Here is an 18,198-nt window from a genome sequence, read left to right as displayed (position 1 = left end):
AAAGAAGATTTGATTGGTTTAATCATAGTGTCCTCTTAATCTTTAATTTCTGTTATCAGCCAGGGTTTTCTTCCCTGGCTAAAAATATTCGCTCGACATTAATTTAGTGAGAATTAATCACGCGCTAACCACCAAACTAATGCTATTGCAATTACTGACGCGATTTCCTTATAGAGGAATAACCCGATGCGAAAATCATGTTATAATACCTACTAAAATTATAAATTATCAACAGCAACCCATAGCGTAAAATAACCATGCAAGCTATTTTTTGGACGGCTGAAGAAGTTGCCCACAAAGGCCAAGAAATTTATGAAAATGATATTCGCCAACAAGTCGAGTCCAGTGAAAACCTTGGTAAAATGATCGTAATTGATGCAGAAACAGGTGAATATGGCATCGATTCTACTGGGGTGGAAAGCGCTTTAAAATTAAAGCAAAAGAACCCCCTAGCCCGATTATTTACAATACGTATTGGTTATGATGTAGCAGTCAGCTTCGGTGGTGCAAGTGAGCCTATTTTATAATGATTTATGGGAAATTTATTAACAACAAAGCGATCGTACCCGTAACATTCCGTTTACCCGAACAACCTGAGTTTTCTATAGATTTCGTCATTGACACGGGATTTAACGATCATCTGACCTTACCCCCGCAAGCAGTTAGTGCAATGAATTTACCGTTATATTCCACCACACTTGCTAGATTAGCAGATGGAAGTGAAGCCCTATTATCGATACATTTAGCGACTATTGTTTGGGATAATAGCGAAAAGATTGTCCCGATTTTAGGCTCTGGATATAAACCGTTATTGGGAACAGCTTTGATGACAGGATATCATTTAGAAATAGATTTTGTAGAGAATGGTTTGGTTTCATTAGAAAAGCTGTCAAGCTCGATCTAGTTTGTATCATAAAACATAGCCTCTGGATCGCTGAAGTCCCGCTAACCAAACAATTCTTGTAGCGGAAGAGAAAAACGCGATCGATCCTCTCCACTAGCCGATTTAGCATAAGTCGCTTGATTGCGAATTGCTAAAATCTGCTCCTCATCACGCAGCATCGATGGCGTAAACTGATAACGCTGTCGCCGGAGGTCATCCAACGTTACCTTCAATTCATCCGGTTGTTGACCTCGTACCTGATGGCGATAGTAGATTTCCTCAGCACATTTTCTCACCGCATTACCAATTTCGGCTGGCGTACAAAGCCTATAATCCCTTAACAAAATTCGCCATTCATCATCCGTCCAAGGCGAAATAGAAGCATGACGAAACTCTGGAAAATACTTTTGTAAATGTAGATTGAAAATCTCATACATCGCCCCTTCATGAGGCAAATCAACAAAGAAAATATCATCAAATCGACGGATTAATTCTGGCGGTAACATCCCCAAACGATTAACAGTCGCCACAATATAAATTGGATATTCGTGCTCCTGCATCCAAGTTAATAACTTCCCCGACAACCGCCGGGAAACACCACCATCAGCATTAGAATCCCAACCCGCAAACCCTTTATCAAAATCATCCCAGTAGAGAATAGTAGGACTTAAAGCCTGAGTTAGTTCCAGCAGTTCGCGCAGCGCAAAATCTGGTCTAGAAGCACCAACAATCGAACCCCAATCAGCTGCTAACAGAGGTACTCCCATCTTTTTTGCCGCAAGTTTAGCACTCAAACTTTTACCAGTACCCGGTGGCCCCCAAAGAATCATTCCCTTGGGAAACTTCAAACCGTATTTTTGGGCTTCAGGACTCAACAAGGAAGCGACCTGGGAAAGCGACTCATCCAAAAGGTCTAGACCACCTGCATCCGGCACATCCGGTTCGGCAATAAACTCCAAACCTCGCCCCCGCAGTTTGTTAACCTTGTGGTCGAGTACCAAATCTGCCAACTTCTCTACTGTATAAGCAAAAGCTAGCGATCGTTCCAACACCAACTCGATTTCACCTTCAGGTAAACCCTGACAAGCTCGAACAAGTGCTGAACTATCACAAATCTGGTTTTGACTACAAAAAGATGTTACTATCCTTTGCACAGTTTCGCGATCGGGCATTGGGGTAGTCAGCACTGGAATCAAAGGCTGCAACATCAACCAACTGTCTAACAACCACCCAAGTAATTCTAATTCTTCAGGATGAATTGACTCGTTTAATTGATCGATTCGTTTACGCATTTTGGCTGATTAATAAACTAACACAACTGGAAATTTTGAATTAATTGAATTAATTGAATCGAATAAGTAGGTGAAATTTGATAGCGCCTAGCGGCGCAAATAGCCGTGAAGTAGTGTAATTAAAATCAAATTTCATGGCTACAACTACTAAAAACGGCTCGCGTTCATCAAACATAACGAGTAACTCAAATGGCAAAAGCAATGGTGCTAATAGTGCTACTGCTAATTCTAAAAGTCGAGTGACAGCTTCTCAATCAAACGGCAGCAGTCGCCCAACACTTACTATTGAAGAGCAGGCAGATGCACTTTTAGCTCGCGTCCGAACTACTATCCTGAAAAAGTTTGGAGTCAAAATTCAACTTCGAGAAAAACGACTGCAAACTAAAATAGGTCATGCCACCAAAGAAAAGCTCGGATTGGATATTGCCGCACAGTTGAAAAAAAACGGCAAAACAATGAATTGGCAACGTTGGAATAACGAAGTGTTTCCTGCCTTATTCGGACAGCCGGATGCACTGCGTCATGATATCCAAGTCATTGCTCTTGTTATGGCTAAACTATACGACGTTTTCGAGCTTGACCCTACTGAAGCGATCAAAGGATTGGTCAAATTTAATCAAGAATCGCTCGCGAAACGCAATAGCTATAACAAGCAAGATGAATCCGATGATGATGATTTTGATGATTTAGACTCCGATGAAGATGAGGAAGAAGACGACTCCGAAGAAGACTTGGACGAAGACGGTGAAGAAGATTCGGACAGTGAAGAAGATGATGATTCCGATACTGAGGACGAAATGGATGATGATGAAGAAGAGGATGAAGAAGACTTAGATTAATCTGCTTCATTCGCTATCTATTTACTCATAGTTTAATCATAAATTGCTCTGCTAATAAATAGCAGAGTAATTTTTTTGTGCTGCTCAAAAGCAGTTTTAAACTGAATTGAAGTGGAAATAGCAGCGATTGCTGCTGTGGATATGAACTAATCTGAATTAAGGAAAACGGTAAAATGACTACAACTGATAAAGCTCGTAAAACCAATACAGCTAATACCAACAAAGCTCAAAAAGCTCACGTTAAAGCACTCGATAAGTGCATTAATTACAGTGAAAAATTGCGTTTAATGGTGTTAGAGGTTTTAAGGGAAGAATCGGGAAGAGAGCTAAATAATGAAGCTCGTTTTAATGGCACTGAATTTGATTGGGAAACACATAACATTCAGTTTCGTGCAGATTATAGCGACACACCACTAAAAGAATTGATGCGTGCTGCTCGCATATTGTACGGATTGAACGATATGGATGCAATTCGCGCTCGTCGTGCCAAGCATCGAGGTATCCGCAACGAACGGATTGCTCGCAGCGAAATTGGAGCAATTTCAAACTCACAATATGTGGATGAAGATGCTGATGTTGATGATGAAATTGATGATTTGGAATAAGTCGCTATCGCAATTAAGATTCAATTTTTGGTAATTCATCAATAACTCCTCACTACCGTTAGTTTGGTAGTGGGGAAGTTTTTTTATCAGTTTAACTACGAAATTCGACAACTAAAAAATTGAATTATTTAAGTGCAGCGATTGCTGCGATGTTGATGAACAATTCAACTGAAATTAAAGGAAAATCAATGGCTACTGCAACTGTAACTAAAGCACTTGACCGTGTAATTTCAATCGACGAGAAACGTCGCTTAATGTTAATTGAAGTATTACGGGAAGAAAGCGGACGCGAACTGGAAGCTCAAGCTCGTTTTAGCAATGGTGAAATCGAGTTCGACTGGAAAGAACACAATGCACAATTCCGAATTGATTATGCTGATGCTACTCTCAAAGAACTTCTCGAATATGCCCGCAAACTGTATGGATTAGCCGATATTAATGCAGTACGCGATCGACGCGCTAAACACAAAGCCCAAATTCGCACTCGACTTGAACGCAATCAATAACATCTTTCAACCATTCATGAACTATCAAAACCTGGCTCAAAAAGTCAGGTTAATTTTTTGCCCACCACCCACCCCTCGATTGACCACTGATTCAAACTATGGCAAGGGGGAAAACCCCCTTTTTATTGTAAAAAACTAGCTAAATGATACTCCAAATTGTCAGTGAATTAGCCAATACTTTTCGATTATTCGTTGATAACGAAACATGAAGATTGCCACTGCTTGTGCCTCTGTTTTATAGTTAAATTCGCTAACTTTGTTTTGAATTTTTAGCTTTCAATCCCCAGGTTTTCCAGGGGTTAGGTGATAGGTGGTAGGGGATGGGGAAAAAGACTCTTCCCCCAACCCCCAACCCCTAACCCCTAACCCCTAATCCCCAAACAAAGCATCGACATCAGCCACCGTCCCTTTACCCATAATTTGAGGAACAGGCATTTCTTTCCATTCCATAACAGATGCCACATCAAGCTTATTACCATTCACAGATATATTCGCTACTATCCCCGTCCCAGACTGAACCTGCACCTGGGGCAATTGTATCCTCAACTCTTGCGCCATCAAGTAAAAAAGCCTTTCAATTGTTGCATAAGTACTCCAATAAGCCTTTTCCACCTCCTCAGTTGATTCTCCACTATATTTCCTGGCTATGGGCAATAAAAATGTCAAAATATCTATCACCCGCTGATTAGCCTCTGGTCTATCAAGAGAATTCAAATAAGAAGCAATTTCAGCCAAAGGCGTTCCCTCATAAGGTTGTAACCGCAAACTCAGACTTTTACGCGCTCTTTTGGACATTTTTCGACCCCTCCATAACTTTAGCAACCATATAATCGTAAAGACCGTAAGCATCCACCAAACGGAACGTTAACACCTTTTCTTCATCTTCTCTGTTTCCCAAACCAAAAGTTTTTTCTACTAGATTGCCCTGACGGGGTGACAACAATCGGTAAACCCCTTACTGCGTGCGGGGTTTACCGATTGTTGTCAAAAAAAAGAGGTAGAATATTCTCAAGAAGACCTAATTAACGAAAATAATGAATTTATTACCATTATTTTACACCCAACACCTAAAAACTCAACTAAAAAAAGCAGAGTTTTTAATTTTATTGATATTAGTTGTGATGTTGCAACAGCATCGAAGAGTAAAATTGGAAGAATTGGCTAGTCAATTTCCTCAAAAAATTCTCTTTGAAAGTCGCCGGAAGAAGTTACAAAGATTTCTCTCGTTACCACACCTAACAATTGAAAGAATTTGGTGGCCTTTATTGACCTATTGGTTAACCAATAATTTTGCGCCAAACGAAGTATTGTACATTGCGATTGACCGCACACAATGGGGCTTAATTAATTTGATAGTTGTGAGTTTAATTTATGACAAAAGAGCTATTCCCATCTATTTTGAAGTTCTGCCGAATTTAGGCAATACAAATGCTGACAAGCAGATAGAAGTACTTTCTCAAGTCCTGCCATTATTAAGTAATTATAAAAAAGTGGTTTTAGGAGATCGGGAATTTTGTTCTGTGGATTTAGCCAAATGGTTGAAAAGCCAAGCCCAGACTTATTTTTGCTTACGCCTAAAACGAAATGAATACGTTGAAATTGCTCCAGAAATTTGGTGTCAATTACAAGAATTAGGTGTGACTCCAGGGATTTCAATTTACTTAGAGGGAGTTAAATTAACTAAAACTAAAGGTTTTGATCAAGCCAATATTGCCGCTAAATGGAAACGCAGTTACGGCGGCATTTCCACAGAAGAAGCTTGGTTTATTTTGACCAATCTTGTAGATTTAAAACAAGCTTTATCGGCTTATCAAAGACGATTTGGAATCGAGGAAATGTTTCGAGATTATAAAAGTGGTGGCTACAATTTAGAGTCAACAGGTGTCTCTGGCGACCGCTTAATTTCCTTAATTATATTGATTACTCTAGCCTACACTAGTTCGATTATGTCAGGAGAAAAAATCAAAAATAAGGGAGTAGTTAAATATGTCGGTCGCGTTCAGGAAAAACGTCGGAATCAGCGAGGTCGAAGAGCCGAGATGCTTATTCGGTCTACTTTTTAGCCATAGTTGTCACCCCTTCAGCTACCGGAACCAAAAAGTTTATCAAACAAAACTCTTCTCTAAAACTTTTCGGATGTATCCACAAACTAGGTGAATACTTTAATTACGATCCCTAAATCATTGTCTTCAAGAGATAATCAAATGACAAGACGGCTGGAAATTTTTGCTGATGGTAGTTTGTACGAACTAGAAGACGAACAACCAGTTAAAGTTACCCAAACTGAAGGACAGGTTCAATTACTAATTGAAGCTTTGCAGTTCACTGCTGCTGAGACATTTGCGATCGCACCAACTGACGCAATTCCTCGCGGAGTACCTGAACCAAGAGCATCGACTAGGAATACCAACCAAGAAGCTCTGAAAGTTATCAAATCATTTGAAGGGTTGCATAAATTAAAACAAGGGCCAGAAGGAACATACGTAGAGGCATATCTAGACCCAGTTAACGTACCAACTATAGGTTGGGGATGTACAGAAGGTGTTTTTATAGGAATGAAAATCACCGTTGCCCAAGCAGAAGAGATGCTGAAAAAGGAGTTACGGAAATTTGAAGCAGCAGTAGCTGATGCAGTAAAAATAGATATCAATGACAATCAATTTTCAGCGTTAGTTTGTTTTAGTTATAACGTCGGTGCTCGTTCCCTGTTTGAATCAACACTTTTGAAACGCTTGAATGAAGGCAAGATTCAAGAAGCTGCGGATGAATTTTTGAGGTGGGACAAAGCAGGCGGTCAAGTATTTCTTGGGCTATCTCGGAGAAGGAGAGCTGAACGAGCATTATTTTTGAGTCAGTCTTGGGAAGAGTTTTTGACTTGGGAACCTACCAGAGTGCTGCGGCTAGCCGAATCCGGTCAACCTCTTGTGCAGGGAGACGATGTTCGCCAAGTGCAGAAAGCTTTAATTAAAGCTGGATTCAATCTACAAGTTGATGGAATTTTTGGAAAAGATACTGATAAGGCAGTAAGGCAGTTTCAAAAACAAAAGAATCTCACTGTAGATGGCATTGCTGGTGTCCAAACACAGAAAGCATTGGGCTTGTAAACTTTTCACTTTATTAAACATTAAGAAGCACCTTGGGATGAGAAACCCAGAATTTTACGTTTATGCCGACCTTTGATGGAAGGTTCTGACGTGCGTAAACTTCAGCAGAAGTTGAAGGATGCAGGTTTTGCCATTTCAGTAGCCGATGGTGTTTTTGGGCCTGGAACCGACAAAGCGGTTAAGGAATTCCAACAGAAGAATAGTTTGGTTGCTGACGGAATGGTTGGGCTGAAAACCCGTGAACTAATGGCTTGAACGGCTACAGAACCAGCAATTAGAACTTGAACGAAAAGATGAGTTGCTGAATTAATGTTTGTTCCGAAGAGTCCAGTTTTGTGACTTCAGGACATTACTAATACAGCAATTCTCTCTCAATTAAACAGAGTTATTAAGACATTGGAGTCGAGATGGTTGACCAAGTTGCTCAAGCCCCAAACTTGTATGCTTTATTGATCGGAATTGACTGCTACATGCCTAACAGGTTACCTGATGGCAGCCGCTACACAAACCTGGGAGGATGTGTACGGGACATCAATCATGTGGAAGTCTTTCTCAAGGAGATGCGGAAGGTTCCAGAAACTCAAATTCTGAAATTAACGGCTTCTATCAATCCTGATAATTCAGAGCAGCCTCTGGAACCTTCAGAAAAGCTGCCCACGCGCAAGAATATAGTGGACAGTTTTAGCCCACATTCCGCACCCTCAACTGTCACACAGAGAAATTACGGAGGTAAAAAAGCCAAGTGAGCATAAAAACAAACATATTGAGTGAAAAAAGGCATTTGAGAAACAGTAAATCACCAAAAAGGCATCAAAACCTATTCTCAATAAGCAGCAATAAGAATGAACACTACCCAGAAGAGTCAACAGATAAATAGATGAAGATATTCAAGACAAAAAGCATAAATCAGACTAATATATGAAAGTGACAAACTGAAATAATGGACATAGTAAAATAGAGCTATAAATCAAATATATTAGCTCATTATCTGATAGAAATTCAATTAATGGAGGGAAAAATTAGGTGACTAATTGATAGTAACCTAAACAATCATCAGGTAAAAGATTTAAGATAAAGTCTCTCTCTTGAGTCCAGTTAGAGATATGTTTTTCTTGGTTAACTGCAACCAAATGAATAGACTGAAAGCATTGAAAAATCCAGCGTAAAGTGGGGCGGTCAGTCGCTTTACCTAACTGATTTTTAATGGTTAATTTAGACTCTCTGAGTGCGGCTCTGATTTGTCGTTGAGCCAAAGTATAAACCAGCAGACATAAACCCATAATCATTGCCAATGACTCTATTCTCTCTGGACTTTTGAGAAAAATACTGTCGGCAAAAAATAACGGATCTTTGAGAAAAGCAAAACCTCTCTCACATGACTGCTGGGCTTTATATTCAATCAACATAGAATCATTACTAAGCTCATTTGAATCCCAAACATTTGTAGCAATAATGAAACGCCCTGCACTCAGAACTTCTGTATTAATTTTACTTTCATTCTGGGAGACTGTGGCTGATATTTGGTAAGCTGTTTCTTCTATGTAATCTTTTTTATTAGATTTTATTTGAGTAACTTGACTCTCGTTAATTTGGTGATATTTGAATTGTTTTGATAGTTTAGATAACGCCTTGATAGCATCAGCTTCACAAGCAAATTCTTCTTGGGATAACTTTTTTAAATCTTGCAGAGCTTTTGATTCTGCCTTAGTAATTTTTTGTGAGAGTTTACGTAGGTCTGATTCTCTTCTTTCTTGACTCTGTACCACTAACCATCTTTGTTCTATTTCTGCATAATTTACGGTTTTTGATACTAATTTATATCCTGGCATTTGACTATCAATAAATTCTGAGTCTGGTAATGTCGATATTAATAATTGTGCTGCTTTTATGCTTAATGGTACTCGACATAACCAACGTAAATCTGACATCATTTTCAGATTTGATTCTGTATATAAGGCGCAGTCTGCTACTATAAGATAGGGATACACCAAATTTTTGGGCTGCCTTTACAGCAATCATAAAAAATATTGTATCCAATCCTTTGATAAATAGTTTATCCATGACTCTCCCCAGTTTATCGTCGTTGAGATATTCTGGTTTTACGCCTACTCCCACTAGATGCTCACAGGCTATTGTTTCAAAATATTGGGGAAACATATATAACGGTTTGGATACAAATCCTAACCCGTTTAATATCATGGCTTTTACTACATGACCCGGACTTACTTTCTCTCCTTTTTCAATTCCTATTATTTCGTTGATTATTCCTACTAATCCTATCGCATCTATTATTCCTGCTACTATCCCTAGATGGTCTATGTTTTGGATTTCCATTTCTTGAGGTTTTAATTTCACAACAGATTCCTCCACTACTTCTGTTGTGATTCTCTCATTTCTTGTTTTGTTATCAACTTATTTTTTTCATTATGAAAGTTTCTTTTTGTCTTTGTTACCAAACTTCACTTTCTCACACCACACCTTGATTAATACTAATTATTCTCATTAAGCCTCTTAACCTTTGATTTATCTTTAGTTATTATGTACTACTTCGGTGGCTTTTTTTATCTGTGACAGTTCTGGGTGCGGAATGTGGGTTTTAGAAAATTAGGTGAGATGGCACCAGAGAAGGCACAGGTTTACATCCATTACTCTGGTCATGGTGGAAGAGCAAAGATAGTCTATCCAGACATCAAAGTAGGAAATGATATTGATGAGGCGTTGGTGCCGACTGACATTGGGACTTCAGAAGGACAGTATCTCCGCGATCTTGAGCTTGCTCAACTCTTGAAAGAATTGGTGGATAAAAAACTCGTTGTGACGCTAGTGCTGGACTGTTGTCATTCAGGTGGTGCAACACGAGGAGACGTAGCAATCCGTGGGGTAGAAGGTGTGGACGATAAGCCACTGCAAGCAAAGTTTGAGCCTGTTGCTCCACAGGAGGTTTTGGCTGCGACTTGGCTGGACATCGCCATTTTCCTTCTTCTGTGCGTTGATAGCGACTGGGATATTTCTGGCTCAATTTCTCTAATTGTTTTTCTGTCTTCCACTCTTCCCAGGCGGCACTGTCGGTTCTCAGTACGAAGAAGTCTGGGGTGTGGTAGTGCGCTATTTTGCGTCCTGATAAACTTTGGTATTGAATTTTAAACTTCGGGGGCTGGTCGTAGAATTCTAAAACTAGTGGGTCATGTTCCATCTGGTATATTGCCCACAGTTCTACGGTGTGGCTTTCAAATTGAATGGTGACTCCCATTTTTCGGCTGGGGTAAGTGCCGAGTAGAGTTTCCCGCTCTTCCTTGGACGTGGCGCTCTGGTGGGGCGGCGCGAATCCTGGCAATTAGGTCACGGGTTTGTGCAACCAGTTGCAGTTGTTCGCACCATTTCTGAAACTCAGTTGAGTTCACTTCACACCTCCAGTGGTGGTGTTTCTCCTTATCGCTCACTATCAGCCAAGTCCGGCTAGAAAGCTCGAGGGTTGTGAATCATATCTTGGCTTGTTTGTATCATATATGATCACCAGAGTCCAAAATCTCCGGTGTTTTCTGGTCACTTTTGGTGACTTTTTCCCAGACCCACAGTTAGAGAACTGATAGTCGTATTATGATACATTCCACAAACTCTCGCCAGGTTTTGATACAAAATGTGACCATTGTTTGCGGGCTGAAACAACGCAATCTCGTAGATGTTTCGCCAAGTTTTGGTTCACAAACTACGCCACTTTTTGGGTAAAAGGACATTGCTCTCTAGTAGTTGGTAAATATATATGGTGGTGATGTCACGGGGGTTGTATCGGATGATCACTGATTCTCCGGCATACGCGGCTAGATGTTCTCCTTGGTAGGTGAGGTTGGCAAACTGAATGTAGCCACTCCGGTAAACGACTCGCCGATCTCGTCGCATCAGGCACATATAATTTTGCCTCTTCCTTCTCCCATCTCTACAATCCTCATTCCGCAACGTTTCTAGCCTGAACTTCTCCCGGACATTTATTTTGTTAACGAGGTTATTTAATGTGTTACGCGACACTTGGCTTCAAAAGCGACATTTATTGTGTTACTTTTTGTTTCTTTTTTTCACCCTCTATCTCTCTGTTTTCCTCTACTTTTTTTCTCTTTCACCTACATCAGTTCCTTCTGGGGCGACATTTTTCTCGATACTTTTTCTCTTATTTTCGCTTCTTCTCAGCCAATTACTCCCGTACTACATCCCTCAAACCCTTACTGTGCTTTCTTTTCATCCCTATTTTTTACCCGACATTTATCGTGAGATTTCCGACACTTACTGTGACACTCGACAGATGTCTAAACTCCAGTTAATAGTAGATAGCTGCGAAGATCCCGGTGAAAGACCAACAGAGTATCAACTTTAATCTGAGCCGGAATTCGGCTTATTTGCAAACCCATTCCTTCTTGTTTGCAAGCCGCTACAGCTACATTTAGATGTAATACATGGGATTATTATGTTTACGCTCATCCCTCAGCTGACACAAGTCTTGGAGAGTATAACGACTTAGAATTGCTTCAGAAGCAGAATTAGCTTGCTGCCAAACTTTATAAATTGCTTCTTTTTCTAAAGTGCAATAATTTGATCGCTTTTTCTCTTTCTGCTCACCTTCTAAAGAAATCACAACTTCTAATACAGTAATCTCCCAAGGTTCACGGCTTAATACATAACCACCTTTAGACCCACGATGACTGTGTACTAAACCACCACGCCGCAGACTAGTAAAAACTTGTTCTAAGTAACGTTCAGGAATTGGCTGTTTAGTTGTAATTTCACTAAGGGTTAACGGAACTTTTTTAGTCGTATGGCTGGCTAATTCTATAAGTGCTAACAAGGCATATTCCAGCTTGGAAGATAGTTCCATAAGACTGTAAGTTTGGTTGTTTGGGGCAGAATCTAACATGATATCGTTGTTAAATAAATGAACAAAACAATTTTTGCTTTTTAAAATATTGAAATTTTTAAATTACTTGGCATAGTTAAAAGAACATAAATTACACCTGTTCCTAAAAGCATTACTACTAAACTAAAAAGAATTACCCACCGTTTTGAAGGTTGGTAAGTATCGGCATCAATGGCACTTAAAACCCAAAAATAGTGCTGGGTTGAAAGTAAGACTGTTAGTAAACCAATTCCGGCAAAAAGTAAGCCCAGTGCCCAACCGTAACCTGTTCCTGGTACATCAGGTGAAATCAAATAGCGTAGGCGTGCAATTAATACTCCAAAACCTGTGAGAGCGATCGCAGTTCGCATCCATGCCAAATAGGTTCTTTCGTTGGCTAAATGATCTCTGGTTCGCTCCGAACTTGTTTTTGCCCTGGTTACAGCTTTTTTTGCTGCTAATTCTGAATTCACCTGTGCTAACGGCTCAATAGTTTTGGGATAATCGCTAGTTTCTTGGGGTGGTTCCATAAGTCTAAAAATTTGAGGTTAACGATTGGCACTTGTTAATTTTTTAGGTGCAAAACTCTTATTTCATAACCGCATAAGGGAAGATTTTGATTTTCTTAGGTTGCACGTAAACTTGTTGATTTGGCTGCAATTGCAGTTGCAGAAAATGCTCTCGGCTTAGATAAGCATTTACTCTTTCTCCTGATTGCAAAACTAACTCAACGCGAATTTCCCAACCTAAATAAATAATTCGGTCAACTCTCGCCGATACAGCACCTTTAACTGGTTGTAACTGAACTAAAATATCATGAGGTCTGAGAAAAATCTGCTCTTTTTCTGTGAGTTGTTTATTACTAACTAAAAAACCTGCATTACTTGGTAAAACATTCACTGGCCCAAGGAAACTCATCACAAAAGGAGTTGCCGGATTATCATAAATTTCTGATGGTTTACCAACTTGTTCTACACGACCTTGATTCATTACCACAATTTCATCAGCTACTTCCATTGCTTCTTCTTGATCGTGGGTAACAAATACAGTCGTTACTTGTACTTCTTCGTGCAGCTGTCGTAACCAATTCCGCAATTCTTTACGGACTTTGGCATCTAACGCACCAAAAGGTTCATCTAATAGTAAAACTCTCGGTTGTACCGCTAACGCTCTGGCTAAAGCTATTCGTTGTCTTTGTCCACCGGAAAGTTGAGCGGGATAGCGATCGCCTAATCCCTTCAACTGAACTAACTGCAAAAGTTCCTCAACTCGCTGCTGAATCTTGTTTTTCGCTACTTTGCGAATTTCTAAAGCAAAAGCTATATTTTGGCGAATTGTTAAATGTTTAAACAAAGCATAGTGCTGAAACACAAAACCAATGTGGCGTTCCTGCACTGGCTGGTAGGTAGCATCTTCTCCAATTAGCCAGATTTTACCCGTATCAGGAAGTTCTAACCCAGCAATCATCCGCAACAATGTGGACTTTCCCGATCCAGATGGGCCTAACAATGCCACCAAAGAGCCTGTTTTCACTTCCAAACTTACCACATCAACGGCTTGGAAAGAGCCAAATCGTTTAGAAACATTCTCGACTTTAATACCCATATTGTGCCTTGACAAGAAACTGCTATATTTAAAACTACGCTAAATACATCGACAAACAGTATTTTACACTACCATGCTCTTTACACCACTCTCAACGAAACAATCTGTAAAACCAATTCGGCAGCAATTCAGTCCCCGCTCAATACTGCCAATAAAGTCAAACCTGCTTTGGAAAATTGAGTCAGGTGTGGTGAAAGCAACTACTTGGTTAGAAGACGATACGACCGTTACTTTGGGAATTTGGGGGCCAGGAGATATCGTCGGTAAAGCTTTATCAAAGGTGGAGGCTTACCAAATTGAATGCTTAACCAAAGTAGAACTAATCCCATTTCACCCCCAAGAGTGGCAAGAAATCACAGAAGTTTTACTGACACATATTAAACAAGCTGAAGAATTACTGCTAATTCGTAGCTACAAAAAAACCGATTTGATGGTGATTAAACTATTAAGTTGGCTGGCAAAAAGATTCGGTCATGAAGTTAAAAACGGGCATTTAATTGATGTACGTTTAACTCACCAAGATATAGCGGAAATGCTTGGTGCTACTCGCGTTACTGTGACTCGTGTCTTAATTCAATTAGAACAACAAGGTTTGATTGAACGCCTTTCTTTACATAGATTTTTGGTCAAAGAAGAGGAATTATGGCATTACGAAATTTAGGTAAATAGTGCTAGTTATCAGTATTTGTATAATCTGCAATAAAATTTTAGATACCTCTTTGCTGACAGTTAAAAGAGGTAGATTCTTCTGAATTAATTAAATATAATACATTTGATTAGATTTGCGGCTTTCTTTTCGTTTATCAGATAAAGATTTTAAAGAATAGCTGGCGAAAAGCTGCATTACTGATTGATTCGCTTCCAACCAGATATCTTCGATTAATAAATTATCTAAAGATTCAGATGTTGCCTGACCTGGCTTTTCCGGCTGAGGAACACCTTCTAAGCAAGTGACTATTTCTAATAAAGTAATATTTTCTGGGGCTTTAGTTAAACAATAACCACCTTTTGTTCCTCGATGAGAACGAACAATTCCACTACGTCTCAGGGAGATTAACAATTGCATTAAATAACGGTAGGGAATGTTCTGAGCAGCGACAATTTCATCTACTTGTAAGTAACTGCTTTCTTGGTAATGATCGGCTAGTTCTAACAAGGCTAATAAACCATATCTTACTTTAGCAGATAGTTTCATCATTTTAACGTTAATGCTGAATTTTTTTAATACCACGATTTGACGATTTGTTTTGTGTAGTTTATAGCAATCGCTAAATTCTACTTTTTTTCTTATCCGGTATTTGGGAGAAAAAATTGCAAAAAAGCTACTTTAACTTGTTTCGTAACCATTTTCAGCTTTACTGTCTACTGATTTGTGTAAAAAGCAAGAGTTGTGAGATATTTCTATTGTTTAAGCCAAACTACAGTAAACCGATAAACTTATCGTATTTAAGTATTATACTATAATTTTTCAAAATCACTTACTATTTTTTAGTCTTGGTAATAATAGAAATATTGGTTAATTTCTAGGTTGATTTAGAGATAATATTTAGAACAGAGGTTTTAATAGGCAGGTATACATTAAAAATGAAAAAGAAAACTTTTAACAGAGCCAGCAAGATAATTGCTTTTCTGCTACTATCTTTAATTTTTTTCTCTCCTTTTGTAATTGTCAATGCTGGAGAAAGAGGAGTTTTAATGCAGTTTGGAAAGGTACAAAATCGTATTTTCGGAGAAGGGATTCACCTGATTATTCCTATTGTTAATACCGTTAAAAAACTGAGTATTCGAGTACAAAAACAGGAAATTTCCGCCGAAGCTTCCTCGAAAGATTTACAGGATGTTTTTACGGATGTCGCTCTTAATTGGCACATTGTACCCGAAGAAGCAAACTTAATTTACCAACAAATTGGAGATGAAACAGCAGTTATAGATAAAATAATTAATCCAGCAGTAGAAGAGATACTTAAAGCTGTGATGGCGAAATACACAGCAGAAGAAATTATTACTAAAAGGGAAGAGGTAAAAACTGGAGTAGATAATAGTTTAACTACCAGACTAATAACTTATCACATTACAGTTGATGATATTTCTTTGGTTCATGTGCATTTTTCCCAACGCTTTGGTGATGCTGTAGAAGCCAAACAAGTGGCTGAACAAGAAGCAAAAAGAGCAGAGTTTGTGGCACTTAAAGCTACTAAGGAAGCGGAAGCTAAAGTAAATTTTGCCAAGGGAGAGGCAGAAGCACAAAGGTTAGTTCGCGAAACTCTAACGACAGAAGTGTTAGCGAAGCAAGCTATAGAAAAGTGGAATGGGAATTTACCTTTAATTATTGGTGAGGGTGGGCCAAAAGTGTTGGATCTGAGCCAATTAGTAAACACTCTCCAAAAGTAAGGTTTTTCATCACAAATTACCCAAAAATTCTAAGGGAGTGTCGAGAATTTTTAGTTGAAGGAGTGCCAGAATTACTAGGGTGTAGGCAGTGGAAGTAGCTATACCCATCAATAATTCTTTTTTGAAATTACGTTCTTGAGATTGATCTTGAAAAACGTCTATAACTCCGGCTTGCATGAGTAGAATTCCGGCGATACAGGAGATCCAATAACCAATTATTGTGCAAGGTAGAAGTAATTTTGGTGACAGTAAGCTACAGAGATAGCCGAAACCGTAGGCGATCGGTAAATTGAAAAATAAGTCATTCCACCAAGACAAAGGTGAAAGCAAAAATCCTATAACCAGGAAAAATCCACCTTTGAGCTTTTTGAATAAAACTGCTGCAAAGTCCTTCGATATACCTTGGCGTAACTGTTTTGGGTTCAGTGCTTTAGTAAGCCTAAGCTCTTGACCAACTTTTTGGCTGCTTTCCATATAACTTCTTAATTCCAATCGGTTTACCGTATTTTAAACTAAAAATAATTAAAAGTCTAGTAGAAAACACTATGCTGACGCAAAAAATCAGCCTGAAGGAAACTCTCCTGGCTGATTAAGGTTGACAATTCCGGGTAACGTACCTAAGCTACCCAACTTTAAGGTTAGTCGTTTTCTATTGTTGGTGCATTGGGAATTCTAGCGGCTATTGCGTCCGGCGAAATATTGGGAATGAACCAATTAGCATCACCAGTGCTGAAAATTTCCGATGGAGGAACGTTTAATTCTACTACGCTTGTGTCGGGATTGCTTTTTACTACTAATTGGGTACCATCAAGGATTTTAACAGCTACAGGATTTGCCAATTCTTGTGTTTTTCCGTTACTACCTAAACCTGCAACTTTGATTCCGCTTGGTAAATAAACCCCATCACAATCCCATTCATCATTGGTGGTTTCGCCATCTGCGAGAAAATAGATGGAATTATCAAATGTGGAGGTCGATTTTTTGGGTTTAGCGCCATAAACAGCTAGGGTTCTCCCAGTTTCATTGCGACATTGACCCCAGTTAATCCCAGATTCCAAAGCATATTTTTGAAATTCCAGATTGGCAATTGATTTTTCAATGTCCTCTTGGGTAACACCTTCCGGTAATTCAGGGGAATTTTTAACTTTCAACAATTCATCTAAAGCTTGAGTGACTTGGATGTAGTCGGGGTTGTTGGTGAATTTTGGTGGGTCAGCAAATGAAGGTTTGGCAATTAATAGGTTAACAAAAATTACCAAAGCTATAAGAAATATTTTCAAGTATTTCATGGTTCTCTCCTTGTAATTAGTCAAAAAAGTTGAGGTTAAATCGAAATCATGGGGGGAATTTAATTTTTTTCGATTTGTGGCGATCGCCAATAGTTAATCGCCTGAGTAAGCACACAACCACCGATCGCGAGTAGAGTCATCACAGTTAAGGAACTGCTTTCCAGTGTATGACTTTTACACAAAATCAACACACCTAAACCAATCAAAACAAAGGGAACAATATTTTTACCGTAACTAGTCAACGTGGAGGCGATCGCAGGTAAATTAGTTAATCGGTAAGCAGCATAACACCAAACACCAACCATTGAGAAAAATACAGCCAGAATTACTGGAAGACTTGCTAAAGTACTGCTAGCAAATAATGGTACATAAATGCTGATATTGTCACTACCATTAGCAACAGTAACCGCTGCTACACCGTAAACTTGAGGAGAAAAAAGATTTGTTAGTACAGAATTATGAGATTTTGTTTCTACTTCATTATCTGAATCATCATCTCTATTTATCAAGCTGTTAATACCGATCGCGATCGGAACAATACCTAACATTCCAATCCAAGCTTGAGGTACGATTAAACTGCTAAAAAAACCAGGGAGACTAGCCATCACTAATGCAGTAAAACCGAGATATTGTCCAGCAACAATGTGCCAACGGCGAAAATTGCTATTTACTTGGGAAAAAAACAGGCTGAGAATGACAATATCATCAATATTGGTAGCACTAAAAGCTGTTAATCCAGAGGGAATTGCAGTTATTAATCCATCCATTTACAGTTCATCCTTTTTGTTATGTTTCGAGCTTA

23 protein-coding genes and 3 pseudogenes are annotated in these 18,198 nt (G+C 39.1%); 12 read left to right on the top strand and 14 right to left on the bottom strand.

Translation table 11 applies throughout. The features are described 5' to 3' along the window. Window positions 1–257: 257 nt before the first annotated feature. Both ACE1CA_RS06635 and ACE1CA_RS06630 read left to right on the top strand, forming a co-directional pair. Window positions 258–527, top strand: coding sequence for a hypothetical protein (locus ACE1CA_RS06635; protein WP_413275561.1), 270 nt, complete (start codon window positions 258–260; stop codon window positions 525–527). Next, window positions 527–904: a clan AA aspartic protease gene (locus ACE1CA_RS06630; RefSeq protein WP_413275562.1), complete on the top strand. Its 378-nt coding sequence runs from the start codon at window positions 527–529 to the stop codon at window positions 902–904. The genes ACE1CA_RS06635 and ACE1CA_RS06630 overlap by 1 nt, the downstream gene beginning before the upstream one ends. Before the next feature lie 41 nt (window positions 905–945). Here the strand turns inward: ACE1CA_RS06630 and ACE1CA_RS06625 are convergent, their stop codons facing one another. Continuing rightward, window positions 946–2,175, bottom strand: coding sequence for an AAA family ATPase (locus tag ACE1CA_RS06625; protein ID WP_413275563.1), 1,230 nt, complete (start codon window positions 2,173–2,175; stop codon window positions 946–948). A gap of 134 nt (window positions 2,176–2,309) precedes the next feature. Between ACE1CA_RS06625 and ACE1CA_RS06620 the strand changes: the two genes are divergently transcribed. From ACE1CA_RS06620 to ACE1CA_RS06610, 3 genes are all read left to right on the top strand, one after another. Beyond that, window positions 2,310–3,014 (top strand): hypothetical protein, encoded by a 705-nt coding sequence (locus ACE1CA_RS06620; protein ID WP_413275564.1) that lies wholly within the window; start codon window positions 2,310–2,312, stop codon window positions 3,012–3,014. A 173-nt stretch (window positions 3,015–3,187) separates the two neighbouring features. After that, window positions 3,188–3,619: an aminoacyl-histidine dipeptidase gene (locus tag ACE1CA_RS06615; protein ID WP_413275565.1), complete on the top strand. Its 432-nt coding sequence runs from the start codon at window positions 3,188–3,190 to the stop codon at window positions 3,617–3,619. A gap of 188 nt (window positions 3,620–3,807) precedes the next feature. After that, window positions 3,808–4,125, top strand: a complete 318-nt coding sequence (locus ACE1CA_RS06610; protein WP_413275566.1) for a hypothetical protein — start codon at window positions 3,808–3,810, stop codon at window positions 4,123–4,125. 369 nt (window positions 4,126–4,494) lie between these two features. Here ACE1CA_RS06610 and ACE1CA_RS06605 read toward each other — a convergent pair whose 3' ends face one another. Beyond that, a complete protein-coding gene (locus tag ACE1CA_RS06605) occupies window positions 4,495–4,920 on the bottom strand; it encodes a hypothetical protein (protein ID WP_413275567.1) in 426 nt (141 codons plus the stop codon). Window positions 4,921–5,159: 239 nt separating this feature from the next. Here ACE1CA_RS06605 and ACE1CA_RS06600 point away from each other — a divergent pair, with 239 nt between their 5' ends. The 4 genes from ACE1CA_RS06600 (at window position 5,160) to ACE1CA_RS06585 (ending at window position 7,975) form a co-directional block, all read left to right on the top strand. Continuing rightward, a complete protein-coding gene (locus ACE1CA_RS06600) occupies window positions 5,160–6,188 on the top strand; it encodes an IS4 family transposase (protein WP_413275569.1) in 1,029 nt (342 codons plus the stop codon). 141 nt (window positions 6,189–6,329) lie between these two features. Continuing rightward, entirely contained in the window at window positions 6,330–7,229 is a 900-nt protein-coding gene (locus ACE1CA_RS06595) for a glycoside hydrolase family protein (RefSeq protein WP_413275762.1), read from the top strand. A 90-nt stretch (window positions 7,230–7,319) separates the two neighbouring features. Further along, on the top strand, window positions 7,320–7,484 hold the full coding sequence (locus tag ACE1CA_RS06590) for a peptidoglycan-binding domain-containing protein (protein WP_486517690.1): 165 nt from the start codon (window positions 7,320–7,322) through the stop codon (window positions 7,482–7,484). A 152-nt stretch (window positions 7,485–7,636) separates the two neighbouring features. Next, window positions 7,637–7,975, top strand: a complete 339-nt coding sequence (locus ACE1CA_RS06585) for a hypothetical protein (RefSeq protein ID WP_486517689.1) — start codon at window positions 7,637–7,639, stop codon at window positions 7,973–7,975. On the opposite strand, the pseudogene ACE1CA_RS06580 reads toward ACE1CA_RS06585, so the two are convergent. Continuing rightward, window positions 7,938–8,116: pseudogene (locus tag ACE1CA_RS06580) on the bottom strand (C4-dicarboxylate ABC transporter). The gene ACE1CA_RS06585 and the pseudogene ACE1CA_RS06580 overlap by 38 nt on opposite strands. Before the next feature lie 132 nt (window positions 8,117–8,248). After that, a pseudogene (locus ACE1CA_RS06575) lies at window positions 8,249–9,563 on the bottom strand (IS1634 family transposase). A gap of 279 nt (window positions 9,564–9,842) precedes the next feature. Between ACE1CA_RS06575 and ACE1CA_RS06570 the strand changes: the two are divergent. Beyond that, window positions 9,843–10,373 carry a caspase family protein gene (locus tag ACE1CA_RS06570; protein ID WP_459563547.1) on the top strand — a complete coding sequence of 177 codons (531 nt, stop codon included), beginning with the start codon at window positions 9,843–9,845 and terminating at the stop codon, window positions 10,371–10,373. Here ACE1CA_RS06570 and ACE1CA_RS06565 read toward each other — a convergent pair. The 6 genes and pseudogenes from ACE1CA_RS06565 to ACE1CA_RS06540 form a co-directional block, all read right to left on the bottom strand. Continuing rightward, window positions 10,270–10,479: pseudogene (locus tag ACE1CA_RS06565) on the bottom strand (TnsA endonuclease N-terminal domain-containing protein); the annotation flags it as partial. The gene ACE1CA_RS06570 and the pseudogene ACE1CA_RS06565 overlap by 104 nt on opposite strands. Then, a complete protein-coding gene (locus ACE1CA_RS06560; protein WP_413275765.1) occupies window positions 10,457–10,630 on the bottom strand; it encodes a hypothetical protein in 174 nt (57 codons plus the stop codon). The pseudogene ACE1CA_RS06565 and the gene ACE1CA_RS06560, both read right to left, overlap by 23 nt. A gap of 298 nt (window positions 10,631–10,928) precedes the next feature. Beyond that, window positions 10,929–11,135: a Mu transposase C-terminal domain-containing protein gene (locus ACE1CA_RS06555; RefSeq protein ID WP_413275766.1), complete on the bottom strand. Its 207-nt coding sequence runs from the start codon at window positions 11,133–11,135 to the stop codon at window positions 10,929–10,931. A 526-nt stretch (window positions 11,136–11,661) separates the two neighbouring features. Further along, a complete protein-coding gene (locus ACE1CA_RS06550) occupies window positions 11,662–12,093 on the bottom strand; it encodes an RrF2 family transcriptional regulator (RefSeq protein WP_486517688.1) in 432 nt (143 codons plus the stop codon). An 80-nt stretch (window positions 12,094–12,173) separates the two neighbouring features. Next, window positions 12,174–12,641 carry a YidH family protein gene (locus tag ACE1CA_RS06545; RefSeq protein WP_413275768.1) on the bottom strand — a complete coding sequence of 156 codons (468 nt, stop codon included), beginning with the start codon at window positions 12,639–12,641 and terminating at the stop codon, window positions 12,174–12,176. A gap of 58 nt (window positions 12,642–12,699) precedes the next feature. Then, on the bottom strand, window positions 12,700–13,716 hold the full coding sequence (locus tag ACE1CA_RS06540; RefSeq protein WP_413275769.1) for a sulfate/molybdate ABC transporter ATP-binding protein: 1,017 nt from the start codon (window positions 13,714–13,716) through the stop codon (window positions 12,700–12,702). A gap of 73 nt (window positions 13,717–13,789) precedes the next feature. On the opposite strand from ACE1CA_RS06540, the gene ACE1CA_RS06535 reads away from it, so the two are divergent. Continuing rightward, complete coding sequence (locus tag ACE1CA_RS06535; protein WP_413275770.1) at window positions 13,790–14,377, top strand: Crp/Fnr family transcriptional regulator; 588 nt, start codon at window positions 13,790–13,792, stop codon at window positions 14,375–14,377. 96 nt (window positions 14,378–14,473) lie between these two features. Here ACE1CA_RS06535 and ACE1CA_RS06530 read toward each other — a convergent pair whose 3' ends face one another. Beyond that, a complete protein-coding gene (locus ACE1CA_RS06530) occupies window positions 14,474–14,914 on the bottom strand; it encodes an RrF2 family transcriptional regulator (protein ID WP_413275771.1) in 441 nt (146 codons plus the stop codon). A 386-nt stretch (window positions 14,915–15,300) separates the two neighbouring features. Between ACE1CA_RS06530 and ACE1CA_RS06525 the strand changes: the two genes are divergently transcribed. After that, a complete protein-coding gene (locus ACE1CA_RS06525; protein WP_413275772.1) occupies window positions 15,301–16,107 on the top strand; it encodes a prohibitin family protein in 807 nt (268 codons plus the stop codon). A gap of 9 nt (window positions 16,108–16,116) precedes the next feature. On the opposite strand, the gene ACE1CA_RS06520 is transcribed toward ACE1CA_RS06525, so the two are convergent. The 3 genes from ACE1CA_RS06520 to ACE1CA_RS06510 all read right to left on the bottom strand — a co-directional run bounded on the left by ACE1CA_RS06520 (window position 16,117) and on the right by ACE1CA_RS06510 (window position 18,163). Beyond that, window positions 16,117–16,581: a DUF7980 family protein gene (locus ACE1CA_RS06520; protein WP_413275773.1), complete on the bottom strand. Its 465-nt coding sequence runs from the start codon at window positions 16,579–16,581 to the stop codon at window positions 16,117–16,119. A 164-nt stretch (window positions 16,582–16,745) separates the two neighbouring features. After that, window positions 16,746–17,396, bottom strand: a complete 651-nt coding sequence (locus tag ACE1CA_RS06515) for a hypothetical protein (RefSeq protein ID WP_413275774.1) — start codon at window positions 17,394–17,396, stop codon at window positions 16,746–16,748. Between the two features lie 59 nt (window positions 17,397–17,455). Beyond that, window positions 17,456–18,163, bottom strand: a complete 708-nt coding sequence (locus tag ACE1CA_RS06510) for a cadmium resistance transporter (protein ID WP_413275775.1) — start codon at window positions 18,161–18,163, stop codon at window positions 17,456–17,458. Between the last annotated feature and the right edge of the window lie 35 nt (window positions 18,164–18,198).

This window comes from Floridaenema evergladense BLCC-F167 (assembly GCF_041929205.2).
Lineage (GTDB): Bacteria > Cyanobacteriota > Cyanobacteriia > Cyanobacteriales > Aerosakkonemataceae > Floridanema > Floridanema evergladense.
This window is presented reverse-complemented; position numbering and strand designations above follow the sequence as displayed.

Bases quoted from the DNA above. Each gene is read 5' to 3' on its own strand.
- ACE1CA_RS06635 (WP_413275561.1), top strand. From the start codon at position 258: ATGCAAGCTATTTTTTGGACGGCTGAAGAAGTTGCCCACAAAGGCCAA.
- ACE1CA_RS06630 (WP_413275562.1), top strand. From the start codon at position 527: ATGATTTATGGGAAATTTATTAACAACAAAGCGATCGTACCCGTAACA.
- ACE1CA_RS06625 (WP_413275563.1), bottom strand. From the start codon at position 2,175: ATGCGTAAACGAATCGATCAATTAAACGAGTCAATTCATCCTGAAGAA.
- ACE1CA_RS06620 (WP_413275564.1), top strand. From the start codon at position 2,310: ATGGCTACAACTACTAAAAACGGCTCGCGTTCATCAAACATAACGAGT.
- ACE1CA_RS06615 (WP_413275565.1), top strand. From the start codon at position 3,188: ATGACTACAACTGATAAAGCTCGTAAAACCAATACAGCTAATACCAAC.
- ACE1CA_RS06610 (WP_413275566.1), top strand. From the start codon at position 3,808: ATGGCTACTGCAACTGTAACTAAAGCACTTGACCGTGTAATTTCAATC.
- ACE1CA_RS06605 (WP_413275567.1), bottom strand. From the start codon at position 4,920: ATGTCCAAAAGAGCGCGTAAAAGTCTGAGTTTGCGGTTACAACCTTAT.
- ACE1CA_RS06600 (WP_413275569.1), top strand. From the start codon at position 5,160: ATGAATTTATTACCATTATTTTACACCCAACACCTAAAAACTCAACTA.
- ACE1CA_RS06595 (WP_413275762.1), top strand. From the start codon at position 6,330: ATGACAAGACGGCTGGAAATTTTTGCTGATGGTAGTTTGTACGAACTA.
- ACE1CA_RS06585 (WP_486517689.1), top strand. From the start codon at position 7,637: ATGGTTGACCAAGTTGCTCAAGCCCCAAACTTGTATGCTTTATTGATC.
- ACE1CA_RS06570 (WP_459563547.1), top strand. From the start codon at position 9,843: ATGGCACCAGAGAAGGCACAGGTTTACATCCATTACTCTGGTCATGGT.
- ACE1CA_RS06555 (WP_413275766.1), bottom strand. From the start codon at position 11,135: ATGTGCCTGATGCGACGAGATCGGCGAGTCGTTTACCGGAGTGGCTAC.
- ACE1CA_RS06550 (WP_486517688.1), bottom strand. From the start codon at position 12,093: ATGGAACTATCTTCCAAGCTGGAATATGCCTTGTTAGCACTTATAGAA.
- ACE1CA_RS06545 (WP_413275768.1), bottom strand. From the start codon at position 12,641: ATGGAACCACCCCAAGAAACTAGCGATTATCCCAAAACTATTGAGCCG.
- ACE1CA_RS06540 (WP_413275769.1), bottom strand. From the start codon at position 13,716: ATGGGTATTAAAGTCGAGAATGTTTCTAAACGATTTGGCTCTTTCCAA.
- ACE1CA_RS06535 (WP_413275770.1), top strand. From the start codon at position 13,790: ATGCTCTTTACACCACTCTCAACGAAACAATCTGTAAAACCAATTCGG.
- ACE1CA_RS06530 (WP_413275771.1), bottom strand. From the start codon at position 14,914: ATGATGAAACTATCTGCTAAAGTAAGATATGGTTTATTAGCCTTGTTA.
- ACE1CA_RS06525 (WP_413275772.1), top strand. From the start codon at position 15,301: ATGAAAAAGAAAACTTTTAACAGAGCCAGCAAGATAATTGCTTTTCTG.
- ACE1CA_RS06520 (WP_413275773.1), bottom strand. From the start codon at position 16,581: ATGGAAAGCAGCCAAAAAGTTGGTCAAGAGCTTAGGCTTACTAAAGCA.
- ACE1CA_RS06515 (WP_413275774.1), bottom strand. From the start codon at position 17,396: ATGAAATACTTGAAAATATTTCTTATAGCTTTGGTAATTTTTGTTAAC.
- ACE1CA_RS06510 (WP_413275775.1), bottom strand. From the start codon at position 18,163: ATGGATGGATTAATAACTGCAATTCCCTCTGGATTAACAGCTTTTAGT.